The following is a 16,977-nucleotide window of genomic DNA, read 5'->3' as shown; positions in this document are numbered from 1 at the left end:
CCTCGTCTCGTAGTTCTCGAAGGATCACTCCTCCAGAATTGCCACTGCTCCCGCGATGTCACCGTCGTGCGTCAACGACAGGTGGATCTTGACCGTCGGCAGGAACTCCGCCGCCATCCCGTGCAGCTTGATGGACGGCCGTCCCCACGCGTCGTTGACCACTTCGATCAACGGGTACGGGTTGTCGCCGATCTGAGGCGCACGAGCGAAACGTGATGCGGCCCAGGCCTTCAACACAGCTTCCTTCGCGGCCCACCGCGCGGCGTAGTGCCGCGCGGGTTCCGCACTCTTGGTGGCGGCGTGCCGCCGCTCGCCGGCAGTGAAGCTGTCGCGGACCATGGTGGTCCCCACTCGCTCCATCTGCTCGGCGAACTCCGAGACCGACACCAGATCCAGACCGACTCCGAGGATGCTCACTTGGCCACCGTACGGTAGACGTCGTCCGCGCCGAGGCGAGAATCTTCGCTGAGCAACATGTCGACCTCGCGCTGATGCTTGGCATCGCTCGACGTTCCCTCATGACCCAACCGGCGGTCTTCCGGACGCTCGTACAGCGCCGCTCCACCGCACATCGCGTCCATCAACCGGCGTCGGCCGGCGACGAGGCGCGCCTGCGCCTTGGCCACGTAGTCGTCCCGACGCTCGGCCGGCACGGCCTCGATGAACGCCTGCGGATGCACCACGGCGATGAGGCCGGACACGTGCCCGAAGCCGAGGCTGGTCAGCAGACCGGCCTTGAGCGGCAACCGATCTCCGAACCGGAGCGGTTCACGAGCCCACACGAGGTGGTCGAACTCGGTCATCTTGTCGTCGACGCAATCGAGACTGCGGTTCGGCGGCACGACTCCCTGTGCGAGCACCTGGCACAGACCGATCAGCTGGAACGCTGCCGCTCCACCCTTGCTGTGTCCGGTGAGCGACTTCTGCGACACGACGAACAGCGGGTTGCCGTCCGTACGCCCGAGAGCCCGGGCGAGACGCGTGTGCAGCTCCGCCTCGTTGGGGTCGTTGGCGTTGGTCGAGGTGTCGTGCTTGGAGATGACCGCGATGTCGTCCGCGGCCACTCCGAGTGCACTCAGCGACAGGGCCATCGCCGAATCCTGTCCCCCGCGGCCGACGCCCAGAGCGCCGAGGCCGGGAGCCGGAATCGAGGTGTGGACACCGTCACCGAACGACTGCGCCCATCCGACGACGCCCAGGACCGGGAGTCCCATCTCGAGCGCCAGGTCACCGCGAGCGAGGAGAATCGTTCCGCCGCCGTGCGACTCGACGAAGCCGCCACGTCGCCGGTCGTTGGCCCGGGAGAACCGGCGATCACTGATGCCCTTGGCATGCATGGACGCCGAGTCGGCCGTCGCGGACATGTCACCGAATCCGATGATGCCCTCGGTGCTGAGGTCGTCGAATCCGCCCGAGACGACGAACGTCGCCTTGCCGAGTCGGATCTTGTCGACGCCTTCCTCGACGGACACCGCGGCCGTGGCGCACGCCGCGACGGGGTGGACCATGGCGCCGTACGAACCGACGTAGGACTGGACGACATGCGCGGCAACGACATTCGGCAGAGCTTCCTGCAGGATGTCGTTCGCCCGCGCATCACCGAGCAGCGTGTCGATGTACAGCGAGCGCATCGACTCCATGCCGCCCATGCCGGTGCCCTGTGTGTTGGCCACCAACGAGGGGTGGGTCCAGCGCATGAGCTCGGACGGATCGAAACCGCTGGTGATGAACGCGTCGACGGTGCAGACGATGTTCCAGAGTGCGACGCGGTCCACCGAGCCGGCCATGTCGGGCGAGATGCCCCACTTGACCGGGTCGAAGCCCGTCGGAATCTGTCCACCGACCGTGCGGGTCAGCTTCATCTGACGCGGCACCCGGATCTCGGTACCGGCTTTGCGCGTGACCTGCCAGTCGCCGTCCGCGTTCGTGTTCACGACGGTCCGCTCGGGGTCGGCCCCGACGAAGGCGCGAGCCTCCGCTTCGCTGCCGACGACGAACGTCAGGTCGTTGTCCAGGAACACCGAGGTCATCAGCGGCGCCGTGTTGTTCACCATGGCGCCGTCGTCCTCGTAGCGACGGATGCCGCAGCGCTCGACCACCGTGTCGTGGTACTTGTCGGCGATCTCCGCCTCGGGCACCAGGTCACCGGACTCGACGTCGTACCACCCGGGCTTGGGATCGTTCTCCCAGACCACCAGGCCGGTACTCCACGCGAGTTCGAGAACGCCTGCCGCCGAGAGCTTCTCGTCGACCTCCATCTCGAAGCGGGTACGTGCACTGCCGTAGGGTCCGAGCTCGCCGGTACCGACGATGACGACCATCTCGGCCGGATCGATGTCCAATGCGGGCCACGACGGTGCAGGCAACTGCTCGGCCGGGCGCGGCGGCGCCGGCAGGGCGTCGATCGTTGCCAGGTCGTCCGCGACGGTCTCGTCGGCGACGGCCTCGTCGGCCGCCTGCTTGGCCAGTGCGGCCAGGTCGAGCCCCGCCTCGGCCAGTCCGCCGGTCAGATCCACCTCGAGCGGAGCCCGTGCTGCGGCCTCACGGGAGGCCTCGTCGCAGGTTGCCAGCAACTGTTCCGCCATCTCGGCGGTCGACCAGGTGCGCACACCGGCCGCTTCGGCTGCATTGGCGACAGGATCGTTGTGGCCCATGAGGCCGGTGCCCCGGACCCACCCGATCCGTGCGTGCACCAACGTGACTCGCTCGGCCCAGGTGCGCTCGGCCTTCCACCGGTTCACGACGGCGTCGAGCGCAGCCTTCGACTCGCCGTACGCACCGTCGCCGCCGAAGAGGCCGCGGTTGGGTGAGCCCGGCAACGTGACGTGCAGTCGCGCGTCGACGTCGCGGTCGATACCGATCTTCGACAGTCCACCGATGAGGCGCTCGACCGACCAGAGCAGGACTCGCATCTCCATCTCGGCCCGCGATCCGGCGTCCGACAGCTCGCCGGCCACGCGGGGCGCGGCGAACGGGAAGAGCATCGTCGGCGTGATCGCCGGTTTCACCAGCGTCTTGGCGCCACCGGCGGAGTCGATCTGATCGCTACCGATCCACTCGATGAACGCATCGACGTCGGCGTAGGACGCCATGTTGGCCGGAACGACCCAGAGTGCTGCTCCCGCAGTGGCACTGGTGCGGTAAAGCTCCCGGTAGAAGCCGACACGGCTCTCGTCGAGGCGCGAGGTGGTCAGGAAGACCGTGGCACCTCCGGACAGCAGTTCGCTCGTCACGGCGGCGGCGATGGAGTTCTTGCTCGCACCGGTGACCACGGCGACCTGACCGGCCCAGCGAGTCGAGGCTTCGGTGGTCGAGGCTGCAGCCGTCGCGATGGCGCGGTAGGTCTCGGCCAGCGCGGTCAGACCTTGCGCATCCGCACGGTTGCTCCACCAGGTCGCATGATCGGCGACAGCATCGCCGGTACCGGCGAAGGCGCCGACGGCGAGGGCCTGAGCCTTCGCATCTCCGACCCACAGGCGAGCGAGGTCCTCGCGCGCCGTGGCCCAGCGGTCGTCGATCAGGACGGCCTTGCGGGCGTCGAACGACGGTGCCACCAGACGCGGCCAGTCGGTACCCAGTTCGGTCGAGACGAGGTCGACCAGTTCGGCCTCGCTCGCGTCGGCCTCGGGAAGCGTTGCGTCGTCGGCGAATCCGAGCTGTTCGAGAACCAACCGGGCTGCCGAGGCGAGGACGCCGCTGCGTCCGGTGATGTTCTCGGTGAACTCACCCAGTGCAGCTGCGTCGACGGTGCCACCACCGCCGCCGCTACCGCTGGACGGCATCGACACCTGGATTCCGCGACGCTGACCCACTGCGGCCACGGCCGCGTCGATCACCGCGTCGACGGCAGCGCCGTCGGCCAGGGCACCGGGAGCGAGCCCGCCGAGATCCCCACCGCGGATGGACGATCCGTCGCGAGTACCGAGGGCGACCTCGGCCGTGACGTGATGCGACCAGCCGTCACCGAGCTGCCAGACCTTGGCGATGCGCTCGGCGATGGATCCGGGACGTCGACCCGACGGTCCGAACACCTTGCGCAGGTGGTCGTTCACCGAGTCGGTCAGCACCGGGCCGTAGGGGCGGTAGGTACGCGCCAGCTTGTTCACGGTGCCGGCGAGAGCGCCCATGTCGGCGTCGGCTGCACCGTCGATGGCACCGAGCGAAAGCTCTGAACCGAGGTCGACGAGCAGCTGGTTACGGCGTGAGGAGACACCGTCGCACAGCGCCTCGATCGTGTCGGCGGGGCCGATCTGATCGATGCGGAGCTTGGTCCACAGGGCGATCAGCACCGTCGTGGCATCGGATGCGGTGAACGCGATGTCGTCGGGACGGGGAGCGCCGGCGGGTGCGGACGGGGCTGCAGCGGGGGCTGCGGCAGCGGCGGGAGCCGCCGTCGCTGCGGGGTCCGCGGCAGGAGCCTCCGGCTCGTCGACGATCTCCGGGTCGGTGTCGGTGGAGAACACGACGGCAGCGTCGCGCTCGATGTTGAGCACCTCGACCGGGTGGCCGATGCGACCCGGCAGCTTGAGCGTGTTCGTGGCCAGGTTGGCCACCGTCGGAACCGATCCCAGACCGACCTCGACGAAGCGCTCGATACCCAGACCACCGTCGGACTCGTCTCCGAAGAGCAGGTCCTGGGTCTCGATCCACCGGACGGGGCTGGCGAACTGCCATGCGAGCAGCTCGGTCAGCACCACGCGGCACAGATCGGACGGGCGCGCGGCCCAGTCGTCCCAGCTTGCGAGGACGTCGGACAGCGGCTGCGACGGAACCAGATCCGCGATCTCCTGCACGAAGTCACGCTCGAGCGAGAACAGACGCGGGACCAGGTTCGGAATGTAGCGACCGACGAGGATCGACGGGTCGATGTCCGCGGGCAGCAGATCGAGCAGTCGTGCCCGGAAGTCGTCCACACCGCCGCGGAGCACGGTGGAGTGGAACGGCACGTCGATGCCGGGAACCACGATGAAGGCGCGCTTGCCACCGAACTCGGCACGGCGACGGTCGATCTCGACCTCGAGAGCATCGAGACCCGCGACCGTTCCGGCGATGGCGTACTGCGAGCCCCGCAGGTTGAGATTGACCACCTGCAGGAACTCGCCGGTGCGCTCACCGATCGCCTCGACGAAGGAGATGACGTCCTCATCGGCCAGGCCGATCTGCGACGGGCGGATGGCGGCCATGCGGTACTGGCTGCGGCCCTTCGCATCACGTGGCACCAACTGGTGCATGGCCGATCCGCGCTGGAAGACCACCTCGAGGACAGCTTCGAGAGGGAGCACGCCGGCGACGGCGGCGAGTGCGTTGTACTCACCGACCGAGTGACCCGCGAGGAACGAGCCCTCGACGAAGGCGCCGGACTCCCGCAGCTCCGCCACCTGGGCGACGCCGAGGACGGCCATGGCGACCTGGGTGAACTGCGTCAGGTGCAGGACACCGTCGGGGTGACGATGGACGACTCCCCTGGCCCGCAACTCCGTCGGGTTGTCCCGCACGACAGCGAGAATGGAGAAGCCGAGCGCTGCGCGGGTGTGCTTGTCCGCACGCTCCCAGATCTCGCGGGCGGCCTTCGAACGAGCCCGCGCGTCCAGGCCCATTCCGGGCTGCTGGATTCCCTGACCCGGGAAGGCGTAGACGGTCTTCGGTGCGGCGATGCGGCCGGTAGCCAGCATCACCATGTCGCCGTCGACCTTGCAGGAGACCTCGACGACCTCGGTGCCGGCTTCGAAGCCGATGCGGTCGACACGGACGTCGATGCTCGCTCCCGGACGGACCATCCCGAGGAAACGGGTGGTCCATGCGGTCAGGCGACGCGGCGGTGTGGTCGCGGACGGATCGACGGCGACGACGACCTGCTGGGCGGCGGCCGAGAGCCACATGCCGTGGACGATCGGGCTTCCGAGGCCCGCGAGGAGTGCTGCGGCATCGGAGGTGTGGATGGGGTTGTGGTCACCGGACACCTGTGCGAACGCACCCATGTGGCGGGGTGCGGTGACGGCGGTGTCGCGGCGGCGACGACGCGGGGTCTCGACCAGTGCGTCGGTCACCGAGCCACCGGCGCGCGGCGGATCGGACAGCGTGCCGGTGCCGGTGCGCCCGCGGATGGCGAAGCGCTCGACCAGCGTGGCGACGACCGGAGCGTCGAGCCCCTCGCCGAGCATCGCGCCGATCTCGACGGACACCTCGACGACGCGGCCGAGGTCCGTGTCGACGACCTCGCCCGCTTCGGCCTTGACCACGAGGATGCTGTGGTGATCGGGCAGCTCGCCCACCAGGTCGATGCGGTGATCGAGGTGCACCAAGTCGAGCATGCCCTCGATGACGGCGCCGGCGTCGGCGGTCCGGGCGGATCCGAGCACGGCGAACACGGCGGGCCAGCAGGCGCCGACGAGCACGTCGGGAACAGCCGAGTGGCCGATGCCGAAGGCCGCGGGCAGTCCGGATCCCGTCACGCCCGCGTGATCGGCCACCAGATCGGGCGACCAGGCGATGTTGAGGCGTGCGGAACCGTTCTTGACGGTCGGAAGATCCTGTCCTGCAGCCACTCCGAGCAGAGCCGACATGGAGGACTCGGCGTCGGCGTCGGTCACCAGCGGGGCGCCACCGTCGACGGCGGACGCGGGGACGCTGATCCGGATGTCGACGGTTTTGCCCGGAGAGAGCGGTACGGACAGCAGAACCTGATCGGTTCCGACGACCGACAGCGAAGCACCGGTACGAGCGTGGGTGGCCAGCTCGTCGGACACGACGTCCCACTCGGACAGTGCGCCGAGTCGACGCACGGGGTTCGGAGCCAACCGGGATGCCCAGGTGATGTCGGGAGCAGCGAGCACCATGCCGACCAGTCCACCGGCGATGTCGGGGTGGCGACGCGTCGCGACGGCGACGGACTCGACGCCCTCGGCGAGGAGTCGATCGGCGGCGGCCTTCTCGAAGCGGTTGAGCAGGTCGCCGACCGGCTCGTTCAGCCGGTCGATTCCGGCGACGGCGACGGTGCCGGGGATGACGCAGACCTGGTCGGCCGAGTAGCGGGCGTCGTGTGCCTGCCACAGCGAGTCACTGCGCCACCACCGACGGACGTCCTTGTCCACCACGGGGACGAAGTTGACGGGCTTACCGGGAAGACGGCACAGCGAGATGAAGAACGGGACGTCCGCCGGGTGCAGTTCCACCGAACCCGCGTCGGGGTACGCGGCGGTGAGGGCAGCGATGGCGTCGGCCGGACGGTTCAGCAGATCCTCGTCGGCGAACAGCGTCGGCACGGGGCCGCGGTCGGACGGATGCAGACGGGCCTCCGCGCGCTGCAGCATGTCGCGGAAACGAACGCGCCACGTGACGTCCAACCACGGTGTGTCGGTGTCGATGTCGTGTCCGACGGCCAGCTCGACGTACCGCTCGAGCCACTGCAGGTAGGTCATCGACGCAACGTCACCGAAGTACGGCTTCGCGGTGGAGTCGAGCGCCGCGATGATCTCCTCGCGGCGTGCCGCGACAGCCTCGTCGTCACCGGCGACGTCGTCGAGCAGACGGCCGGTACGCGAGGCGGCGTTGTCGATCTCGTGGATGTCCGCGCCGAGCTGACTGCGACCCGACGCCATGCCACCGATCGCGGTGCCGGCGCCGACCCAGTCGGGGGTTCCGGGGGTGTCGACGAGGAGCTGCTTGACCTCGGGTGAGGTGGTCGCCTCGAGGGTTGCCATGGCAGCGGTTCCCACGAGGATGCCGTCGAGCGGCATGGCCGGGAATCCGGCGGCCTCCGACCAACGGCCGGTGAGGTAGTCGGCTGCACGCTCGGGTGTTCCGATGCCGCCGCCGACGCAGATGACGATGTTGTCGTGCGACCGCAGTTCGGCGTAGGTGGCGACCAGCAGGTCGTCGAGGTCCTCCCACGAGTGGTGGCCACCGGCGCGGCCGCCCTCGATGTGGACGATGACCGGGTAGTCCGGGACCTCGTTGGCGATCCGGATCACCGCGCGGATCTGCGCCACCGTGCCCGGCTTGAAGCAGACGTGGCTGATGCCGACCTCGGTGAGCTCCTGGATCAGCGCAACGGCTTCCTCGAGCTCGGGGATACCGGCCGTGACGACGACACCGTCGAAGGGGGCGCCGGCGGTGCGGGCCTTCTGCACGAGGCGCTTGCCGCCCAGCTGCAGCTTCCACAGGTACGGATCGAGGAAGAGGGAGTTGAACTGGACCGACCGGCCCGGCTCGAGAAGTTCCTGCAGCTCGGCGACGTGTCCGGCGAAGATCTCCTCGGTGACCTGTCCGCCACCGGCCAGTTCGGCCCAGTGTCCGGCGTTGGTCGCGGCGGCGACGATCTTCGGATCGACGGTGGTCGGGGTCATGCCCGCGAGCAGGATCGGCGAGCGGCCGGTGAGCTTGGTGAAGGACGTCTCGACGCCCGTGTAGCCGTTCGGCAGCTGGACGACGGTCGGGGCGAAGTCGCTCCACGGTCGGTCGACCTCGGGTGCGGCGCCCGGCGTCAGCAGGTTGCGGTGACCGGTGCGTGTCGACGCGGCGACGACGCCGACACCGTGTCCGCTGATGTTCGAGGCGGTCAGACGGGTGAGGGCGTCACCGGGTCCGAGGTCGAGGATCCACGATGCACCGGATTCGACGACGGATTCGGTCGCGGCGACCCAGTCGACGGGATCGACCAGGATCGACTGCGCGAGCGAGCGGGCGCGTTCGACGTCGACGCCGCACCGTGCGGCCCACGACGCGACGACGTCGACTGCCTCGTCCATCTGCGGGTGGTGGAAGCCGACCTCGATGTCGAGGGGTTCGAAGACGGGAGCGAAGATCGCCCCGCCGCGCTTCTTGGCATCGCGCTCGCGAGTCTCGGCTGCGGAGATCTCCTCGCAGCGCTGCTGGACCCGGACGAGCTTGGTGTACGGGCCGCTGAGCACCACGCGGCGGCGGCCGTTGCGGATGGCGACGACGGCGGAGGTGGAGGCATCGTCACCGGCGACCTCGTCGACGATCGTCTTCAGGCGGACCGGGTCGACGGCGGACACGGCGATCATGGGAGCGCGCTCGCCGGCGCCGATGAGGCCCCGTCTGCGTCCGACCAGACCGGCGGCTGCGCCGATGAGCTGGGCGACCGCGAGCAGTTCCGCGTCGCTGCGACCCTGGTCCGCGACGGCTGCCTGTGCGAGCACACCCTGGGAGTGACCGATGACCGCGGCCGGAGGGGTCGCGGTGTAGTCGAGCCCCTGCACGGACAGTGCGCGCAGTGCAGCGATCTGGGTCAGGAGGACACCGGGAACGGAGACGGCCGCGGACGAGAGTGCTGCGGTGGACGGTCCGGCGGAGGGGTCGTCGGCAAGTTCCTGCTCGAGCATCCAGGCGATGGGGTCGAATCCGAGCGGACGGACCACGAGGAGTTCCTGCGAGACCGGAGCCAGGATGGTTGCTGCCGAGTTGACCAGTTCGGTGATCTGCGGCTCGAGAGCGCAATCGCGCGTGAGCTCGTCCAGTGTGGGGAGCCAGGGTGCACCCTGACCGCCGAATGCGAACGCGTAGCGCTCACCCGCGACGAAGCGCTCGGCGAGAGCCTCCGCGCGATCGGTGGATCGTTGCCGATTGGGGGGTGTGCTCTCGTTGATGGTCACGCGTGCGTGTCCTCTCCTGCCTCGGGTACGAGGCGCTGGGGTCGTGTGGTGCTCGAATGAGCGGCCCCGGTGTCGATCGACCTGTGTGGGTCTCACGTAGGACCGATATCGGCCTCGTCGCCATGGACGTCGGGGCCGAGCCGGTGGCAGTCGTCATCGACAGACCACTCTCATCTCGTGGAACCAGGGTCGCACAGAATCATGAGGAATTCCTCACGTTCTGTTTGACGTCCTAGTGCTACCGGCGGGTATGTCGTGATCGTGGCCAGAATTGCGGCCTCAACTGACCGAATAGTAGGGAGTATCGCTGCAGACCAGCGCCGTTTCCTCGACACACGAACCTGAGGAAACCCTCGTGTTCATCGTTATCAAAGCGTTACATAAGGTCGAGCGGTCACGTTGCCCGACGTCGCCGATAACCAGCGACTTTCCTGTCGGACCGACGGTTTACGGTCCCCTCTGCACACACCGTGCACCAGTGCTGCTTCCGGGGGGAATCATGACGCTCGACACCACTTCCACGTTCGACACCACGTCCACGTTCGACACCACGCCCACGTTCGACACCAGGCCGATAGATCTGGCCACGCCTCTCCACCGCGTCGTCGCCGCCATTTCCGACGCGATGCCGCGGGAGAGCTGGCCCTTCTGGTTCGACGGGTGGCCTCAGGACTCCGAGGCCGCACTGCTGGACGCGATCTTCTCGTCCCGTGCCACGTACGGCACCGCTGCCACGGGGGTCCGCAAGGTCGTCACGTCCTGGCGCGCGTGGCGCGGCGACGCATCCGACGACCTGTCGTCGTTCGCGCTTCTCTCACCCGAGGAACTCCTCGACATTCTGGGCAATCGCCAGCGCGTGTCCGGTAACCGGATGTCCAAGGCCGAGGCGGTCCGTGACTGCGCGGCTCTCGTCGTCGGGTTCGGGGTGCGATCGGTGGGTGATCTCGCCGCACTCGACTCGGACGGCCTCGCCGCAGTACGTCAGGCCGTTCTGGGAGTAGCAGGAGTCGGGCCGGCGTCGTGGGACGTCTTCGTCGGGTCCTCGGGCGTCGACGTACCAGCGCTCGATCGGCACGTCACCGCCTTCGTCTCGGAGGCATGCACTCGTGACGTGCCGGACGCCGAATGCCGCGACCTGATCGCGAACGCGGCCATCGTCCTGCAGGTCGACGTGGCGACGGCTCGGCACAGCATCTGGCGGTACCAGCGTCGACCATTGCCGCGAACAGATCGAACGGCGGCGCCGACAGCTGCAACCGCGGGTAGTTGAGACATAGCGAGGAGAAACTGCGGAACGCCGTTTCGCAATCAGTGAGCATCGCCGGGGTACTTCGGTACCTCGGCGTTGCCCCCACGGGCGGTTCGCATGCGCACATTTCGCGTCGGATCAAACGACTCCGTTTCGATACCTCACACTTCACCGGGCAAGCCCATCGCAAGGGAGTACCGGCCGGGAATCGACAGACAGCGCTCGACATTCTCGTCGTACGCCCTCCGGGTTCCGCCCGGGCAAAACCGCATCATCTGAGACGCGCCTTGACCGATTCGGGCGTTCCCGAGCGGTGTCGTGGTTGCGGGCTCGGAACCACGTGGAACGGCTCGCGCCTACGCCTTCATGTCGATCACGTCGACGGAAACTACTTCGATTGCCGGCTGACCAATCTGCGCTATCTCTGCCCGAACTGTCACAGTCAGACCGCAACGTGGGCGCGCCGCCGAAATCCCGGCACGGCCCCGACGACGCTGCCGGACGATACGGGGGTCGACTAGAGTACGACTGCACGCGCGAGTGGCGGAATGGCAGACGCGCCACACTTAGGATGTGGTGTCCGGAGGACGTGGGGGTTCGAGTCCCCCCTCGCGCACCATCTTTCTGTGAGTACGACGCACTGTCGTTGATACTCGCTCGTCCGGTACCGTCGTGGTGTGGAACAGACCGGCGACAAGGCCCGCGGAACGCGTCGACCAGCACTCATCCTGCTCGTCGCCGTCAGTGCTGTCGGCTGCCTGGTGCTCGGTTACTGGCAATGGGAGCGGTTCGAGTCCTCGTCCGGCACGGGCCAGAACCTCGGTTACGCGTTCCAGTGGCCGCTGTTCGCTGCGTTCGTCGTCTTCGCCTACCGCCGCTTCGTCCAGTTGGAGGACAGCGTGGACGAACCGACGGACGACGACGGCCCGGCCCCGATGACCGAGATTCCCGCCGACCTGCTGCCCCGGCGTCCGGAGTCGGCCACGTCCACGGGCGACGACGCCGAGTCCCGTCAACTTCGTGAGTACAACCGCTATCTCGCAGATCTGGATTCCAGCCGCGAGAACGACAGGAGCACTTCGTGAGCACCGCAGAACCTCGATCCACGACGCGTGCCGACGGCACCCGGATCAAGCCGGCGCTGCTGCGCTACCGCGTGCTCGCCTACGCCACCGGCGTCTGGCTCCTCGTACTGACCGCAGAGATGGTGGCCAAGTACATCTTCGGCGTCGAGAACACTCCGACCTGGATCGCGGTCGTGCACGGGTGGGTGTACTTCGTCTACCTGATCGTGACGCTGGATCTGGCCGTCAAGGTGCGCTGGCCTGTCGGGCGCACCATCGGCACCCTGCTCGCGGGCACCATCCCGTTTCTGTCCTTCGTCATCGAGCACAAGCGCACGCAGCAGGTGAAGCGGGACTTCGCGGTCTGATCGATCAGGAAACGAGCGCCGCGATCTGCGGCAGCAATTCCCGCAGCGCCGTTCCTCGATGCGATGCGGCGTCCTTCTGCTCGGGGGTCATCTCCGCGGCCGACACAGCCGATCCCTCGGGGACGAACACCGGGTCGTAACCGAATCCGCCTGACCCGGCCCGCTCCCGCGCGACCGTCCCCCGCCACTCTCCCCGCACGACCGTCTCGCGACCGTCGGGAAGCACCAGCGCGCATGCCGAGACGAAGGCCGCGCCCCGGCGGTCGTCCGGGACGTCGGAGAGTTGCGCCAGAACCAGTGCGGTGTTGGCCTCGTCCTCGCCGTGGCGTCCGGACCAGCGCGCCGACAGCACACCGGGCATACCGTTCAGCGCATCGACAGCGATCCCCGAATCGTCTGCGACACAGGGTAATCCGGTTGCCGCGGCGCCGTCGCGCGCCTTGATCAGAGCGTTCTCCTCGAAGGTGGCTCCCGTTTCGGGGGTCTCCGGGTACTCGTCGACCTCGTCGAGGCCCACCAGGTCGATCCCGCTCACCTGCGCGCGGTCGAGGACTCGGCGCAGTTCCGCGAGCTTCTTGGCGTTGCGGCTCGCGACCAGCAGTCGGACCGTCCCGGTGCTGGGCGTCAGGTCAGGCACCGGGCAGTTCTCCCGGGTACGGCGCGGCGAGGGCTTCCTTCTGGATCTCGAAGATGCGCTCGCATCCGGCGAGCGCGTTGTCCAACATCGCATCCAGCGTCGACCGAGGGAACGTCGCGCCCTCACCCGTTCCCTGGATCTCGACGAGGGTGCCCGTGTCCGTGGCGACGACGTTCATGTCGACCTCGGCGCGGGAATCCTCCTCGTACGGGAGGTCGAGGCGCACACGGCCGTCGACGACACCGACGGAGATCGCGGCGATGGCACAGGAGATGGGCTGAGGATCGGCCAACTTGCCGTGCGCGGCGAGGTAGGTGACGGCGTCGGACAGGGCGACGAAGGCGCCGGTGATGGCCGCGGTGCGCGTGCCGCCGTCGGCCTGGAGGACGTCGCAGTCGAGCGCGATGGTGTTCTCGCCGAGGGCAGCAAGGTCGATGCAGGCCCGTAGCGACCGGCCGATGAGACGACTGATCTCGGACGTGCGCCCGCTGACCTTGCCCTTCACGGATTCGCGACTGTTTCGGGTGTGAGTCGCACCGGGAAGCATCGCGTACTCGGCAGTGAGCCAACCGAGTCCGGATCCCTTGCGCCAGCGAGGAACTCCCTCCTCGACACTGGCCGTGCACATCACTCGCGTGTTGCCGAATTCCACCAGCACCGACCCGGCCGGGTGCGAGGTGAATCCGCGGGTGATCGTGATGTTGCGGAGTTCGTCGTCTGCTCTACCGTCTTCGCGTGTGGACACGGCTGCCACCCTAGCCGTAGCGGGGATCGCCCATCGGAACGCCGGTGATCAGATCTCGACGACGTACCCGGGAGTCACCGCGTCGACGGGCCCGTCGAACTCGGCCGCGGCTTCGGCGATGACGTCCTCGCGTGACGTCCACGGTGGGATGTGGGTGAGCAGTAGGCGGGACACCCCGGCAGCCGCGGCCAGCCGCCCGGCCTCGGTGCCCGACAGGTGCACGCCCACGGGACGGTCGGCGTCGTGTGTCCACGAGGCTTCGGCCAGGAGGACGTCCGCCCCGGAGGCCAACTCCTGCACGGCATCGCAGACGCCGGTGTCACCGGTGTAGGCCAGCACGGTGCCGCGCTCGGTCGTGATGCGCATGCCGTACGACTCCGGCGGGTGGTACACCCGGCGCGGCTCGATGGTCAACGCGCCGAACTGCAGGGTTCCGCCGTCCCGCAGGTACCTCAGATCGAGGGTGTCCGACATGTCGTCGATGCGTCCGCCGCTCTCCGCGGACGCCACCCCCAGGCGGAACGCCATGTCCGACGGCCCGTAGACGATCGCTCGGCCCGCCGCCGGGGTCGGGTGGTACCGACGCCAGACGAGCAGACCGGGCACGTCCAGACAGTGATCGGCGTGCAGGTGCGACAGCAGCACATGGACATCGGCCGGGTTCACGTACTTCTGCAACGCGCCGAGGACGCCAGGGCCGAAATCCATGACGATCGGCGACGTGTCCGGAGCCTCGAGCAGATAGCCGGATGCCGGTGAGTCGGGACCGGAGACGCTGCCCGAACAACCCAGAACCGTGAGACGCATGAGGGTCATGCTGCCACGCCGGGCATGCGCCGCGAGCACGTTCCGCGACCGGCCGTGTCGTGACATTCTCCGTAGGTCACACGCGGACGTCGGGAAGTGTCAAGAGAGCCTCTGCTGCACCGTGATCGGTGCCGAACGCTCGCGTCGAGCGTGACCGGCGAACATCCAGGCGGCCAGAATTCCCGCGAGCGCTCCGAACAGATGTCCCTGCCACGAGACGTCCTCCTGCGTCGGCAGCACGCCCCACAGAGCGCTGCCGTAGACGAACAGAACGACGACTCCGACGAGGAGTTGCTTCATGTCGCGGGCGAACACGCCGCGCACGATGAGGTACGACAACCATCCGAACACCACGATCGACGCGCCCACGTGGAGGGAGGCAGTCGCTCCGGTCAACCACGTTCCCAGTCCGCCGACGATCCAGACGACCGCCGTGACCGCGAGGCCCCGGCCGATACCCGAGAGCATCAGCACGAAGCCGAGAACGAGGAGCGGGCCGGTGTTGGCGAACAGGTGGTCCCAGCCGTGGTGCAGCAGTGGGGCGAAGGCGATGCCTTGAAGTCCGTCGATCGACCGGGGACCGATGCCGTGGCGGTCCAGCGCCAGACCGGACGCGACGTCGACAGCTTCGATCACGTACAGCAGGAGGACGAAGCTGCCTGTCACCAGTGCGGCGCCTGCCCACCGTGACCGTCCGCGCGTCGTCGCCGGCGATGCGCCGGGTGTTCCGATGGTCATGGCAGTCCCGTCGTGCAGATCGGTGAAGTGTCCTGGTTCCGACGATACTCGAGGCGCCGAGTCAGGCGTGAGCACTGGGGAAGACGTCGCGATACGAGGGAATGCCCGCTACCGACGTGGCCGCGAGCACGGCCCGGACGATGGCGCGTTCGGCCACCACGGCCACGGCGGCACAGAGGGCGTCGAGCACGGCGAGGTCCGGGAGCATCGCAGGATCGTCGGGACCTGAGGCGTCGACTCCCCCGCGGCCGTCGTCGATCGGCTCCGTGCGGCCGGTGGCCAACGCGAAGATCGTGTCGCCGTCCAGCGGGGAGTGCGCCGGACGGATCGCCCGCGCCAGACCGTCGTGCGCGGCGACGGCAAGGCGTCGGCACGCGGGTGCACCGAGGTCGGCATCCGTCGCGACGACACCGATGGTCGTGTTCAGCGAGGTGTCCTTCGGGGCGAGTGCAGCGGCGGCGGCGATGTCGGCGGCATCGGGGTCCCGCAGATCGAGCTCCGGTACGGACGATGCGCCCCACAGGGTTCCGGTCGCGGGATCGAACACGGAACCGACGGGATTGCACACCATGAGTGCGCTCACGGTGAGTCCTGCCGCGGCACCCGACTCGATGAGCATCGACGCACTGCCGACGCCACCTTTCAGCACTCCTGCGCGTGCACCGGTCCCCGCACCGACGCTGCCCGCTGCGTAGTCGGCCGCGGCGTCGGCCGCCGCCGCGTAGCCGAAGTCGGCGGTCGGTCGCGTCGACCAGTCGCCGACCGGAAGATCGAAGACGACAGCTGCGGGAACGATGGGCACCACCCGGTCGTCGCGGCCCATCCGCACGCCGCGACCGCGTTCCTCCAGGAACCGCATGACTCCGTCCGCGGCGGCCAGACCGTAGGCGGATCCGCCGGCGAGCAGCACGGCGTCGACTTTCTGCACGGAATGCGACGGGTCGAGGAGATCCGTCTCCCGCGTTCCCGGTCCTCCACCCCGGACGTCGACCGCGGCCGTGACCGGCGCATCGGTCATGACGACGGTGCACCCGGTCGCGCGGCCGTGGCCGTCGACGTCGGGATCGGACAGGGTGACATCTGCATCGAGCACGTGGTGGTGCCCGACCGTCAGTCCTGCGACATCCGAGAGGAGGTCGCGGATCACGGCATAAGGACCTGGACGAGCGAGTCCTGCATCCAGGTGAGCCAGTGATAGACGTCGAGATGCGGCGCTCGCGGATCGTCCTCCTCGAGCTGGTCGGGGGTGTCCGCGTCGATGCCCAGCGTCGTCCCGAGCGCGAGGCGGACGTCGTTGAGGCCGGTCAGCCAGGAATCGGCCTGTTCACGGGTCAGCGCGATCTTGCCTCCGCCCTCGGGAAGTGTCGACAGGATGGTCGCTCCCGCTGCACGTTTGACGTCGATGATCTCCGGCTCGTAGAGGCCGCGCAGAGCGCCGTTCAGGTCGGCCTGCTCGGCGAGTCCGTCGGATTCGGCCGAGTCCGCCCCCTCCGGCCGGTGGAAATCGGGGAGCAATCGCGCGAGCGTCGGGTCCTCCGGAGGCCGCGTGTTCCCCGAGCGCATACCGGTCAGCTCCGCGAGGTCGTCCGTCGGCGCCTCGGCGCCTCGGCGGTCGAGGAGGCCGATCACGGACTCGACGAGCGAGCGGAGCACGGCCACTTCACGGGGGTCCATCTCGGACTTGAACTTGACGCCGCTCAGCGCGTTCTTCCGGGTCCACATGCGCACGACGACGGTCCTTCCAACGATCACGGG

The 16,977-nt window shown here is 68.4% G+C and carries 11 protein-coding genes and 1 tRNA gene; 4 read left to right on the top strand and 8 right to left on the bottom strand.

The window, feature by feature from the left end:
• Positions 1-24: 24 nt before the first annotated feature.
• Positions 25-417: a holo-ACP synthase AcpS gene (acpS, locus tag AC0IX4_RS18495; RefSeq protein WP_042575146.1), complete on the bottom strand. Its 393-nt coding sequence runs from the start codon at positions 415-417 to the stop codon at positions 25-27.
• Positions 414-9,614, bottom strand: coding sequence for a fatty acid synthase subunit beta domain-containing protein (locus AC0IX4_RS18490; RefSeq protein WP_471830341.1), 9,201 nt, complete (start codon positions 9,612-9,614; stop codon positions 414-416). Before AC0IX4_RS18490 ends, acpS begins: the two co-directional genes overlap by 4 nt.
• Positions 9,615-10,113: 499 nt before the next feature.
• On the opposite strand from AC0IX4_RS18490, the gene AC0IX4_RS18485 reads away from it, so the two are divergent.
• From AC0IX4_RS18485 to AC0IX4_RS18470, 4 genes are all read left to right on the top strand, one after another.
• Positions 10,114-10,884 (top strand): hypothetical protein, encoded by a 771-nt coding sequence (locus AC0IX4_RS18485; protein WP_471830340.1) that lies wholly within the window; start codon positions 10,114-10,116, stop codon positions 10,882-10,884.
• Between the two features lie 513 nt (positions 10,885-11,397).
• Positions 11,398-11,482, top strand: a tRNA-Leu gene (locus tag AC0IX4_RS18480).
• Between the two features lie 58 nt (positions 11,483-11,540).
• Positions 11,541-11,948, top strand: coding sequence for a transcriptional regulator (locus AC0IX4_RS18475; RefSeq protein WP_471830339.1), 408 nt, complete (start codon positions 11,541-11,543; stop codon positions 11,946-11,948).
• Positions 11,945-12,295: a DUF3817 domain-containing protein gene (locus AC0IX4_RS18470; RefSeq protein ID WP_471830337.1), complete on the top strand. Its 351-nt coding sequence runs from the start codon at positions 11,945-11,947 to the stop codon at positions 12,293-12,295. Before AC0IX4_RS18475 ends, AC0IX4_RS18470 begins: the two co-directional genes overlap by 4 nt.
• A 4-nt stretch (positions 12,296-12,299) precedes the next feature.
• Here the strand turns inward: AC0IX4_RS18470 and rdgB are convergent, their stop codons facing one another.
• The 6 genes from rdgB to aosR all read right to left on the bottom strand — a co-directional run bounded on the left by rdgB (position 12,300) and on the right by aosR (position 16,950).
• On the bottom strand, positions 12,300-12,932 hold the full coding sequence (gene rdgB / locus AC0IX4_RS18465; RefSeq protein WP_471830336.1) for an RdgB/HAM1 family non-canonical purine NTP pyrophosphatase: 633 nt from the start codon (positions 12,930-12,932) through the stop codon (positions 12,300-12,302).
• Positions 12,925-13,677 carry a ribonuclease PH gene (rph, locus tag AC0IX4_RS18460; protein WP_042575171.1) on the bottom strand — a complete coding sequence of 251 codons (753 nt, stop codon included), beginning with the start codon at positions 13,675-13,677 and terminating at the stop codon, positions 12,925-12,927. Before rph ends, rdgB begins: the two co-directional genes overlap by 8 nt.
• Positions 13,678-13,725: 48 nt before the next feature.
• Positions 13,726-14,484, bottom strand: a complete 759-nt coding sequence (locus AC0IX4_RS18455) for a cyclic nucleotide-degrading phosphodiesterase (protein WP_197074779.1) — start codon at positions 14,482-14,484, stop codon at positions 13,726-13,728.
• 99 nt (positions 14,485-14,583) lie between these two features.
• A complete protein-coding gene (locus AC0IX4_RS18450) occupies positions 14,584-15,222 on the bottom strand; it encodes a rhomboid family intramembrane serine protease (RefSeq protein ID WP_042575149.1) in 639 nt (212 codons plus the stop codon).
• Positions 15,223-15,283: 61 nt separating this feature from the next.
• The gene (locus tag AC0IX4_RS18445) at positions 15,284-16,369 is read right to left on the bottom strand and encodes a P1 family peptidase (protein ID WP_471830334.1); all 1,086 of its coding nucleotides are present in this window, start codon (positions 16,367-16,369) and stop codon (positions 15,284-15,286) included.
• Positions 16,366-16,950, bottom strand: coding sequence for an oxidative stress transcriptional regulator AosR (aosR, locus tag AC0IX4_RS18440; RefSeq protein WP_042575173.1), 585 nt, complete (start codon positions 16,948-16,950; stop codon positions 16,366-16,368). The genes AC0IX4_RS18445 and aosR overlap by 4 nt, the downstream gene beginning before the upstream one ends.
• Positions 16,951-16,977 lie beyond the last annotated feature (27 nt).

It is taken from the genome of Rhodococcus sp. AC861 (genome assembly GCF_979256035.1).
Note: the sequence above shows the minus strand (reverse complement) of the source record. Positions and strands in the feature narration are given on the sequence as shown.

What these genes read in the sequence shown, in the direction of transcription:
- AC0IX4_RS18485 (WP_471830340.1), top strand. Translation starts at nt 10,114, where the DNA reads ATGACGCTCGACACCACTTCCACGTTCGACACCACGTCCACGTTCGAC.
- AC0IX4_RS18450 (WP_042575149.1), bottom strand. Translation starts at nt 15,222, where the DNA reads ATGACCATCGGAACACCCGGCGCATCGCCGGCGACGACGCGCGGACGG.
- AC0IX4_RS18455 (WP_197074779.1), bottom strand. Translation starts at nt 14,484, where the DNA reads ATGCGTCTCACGGTTCTGGGTTGTTCGGGCAGCGTCTCCGGTCCCGAC.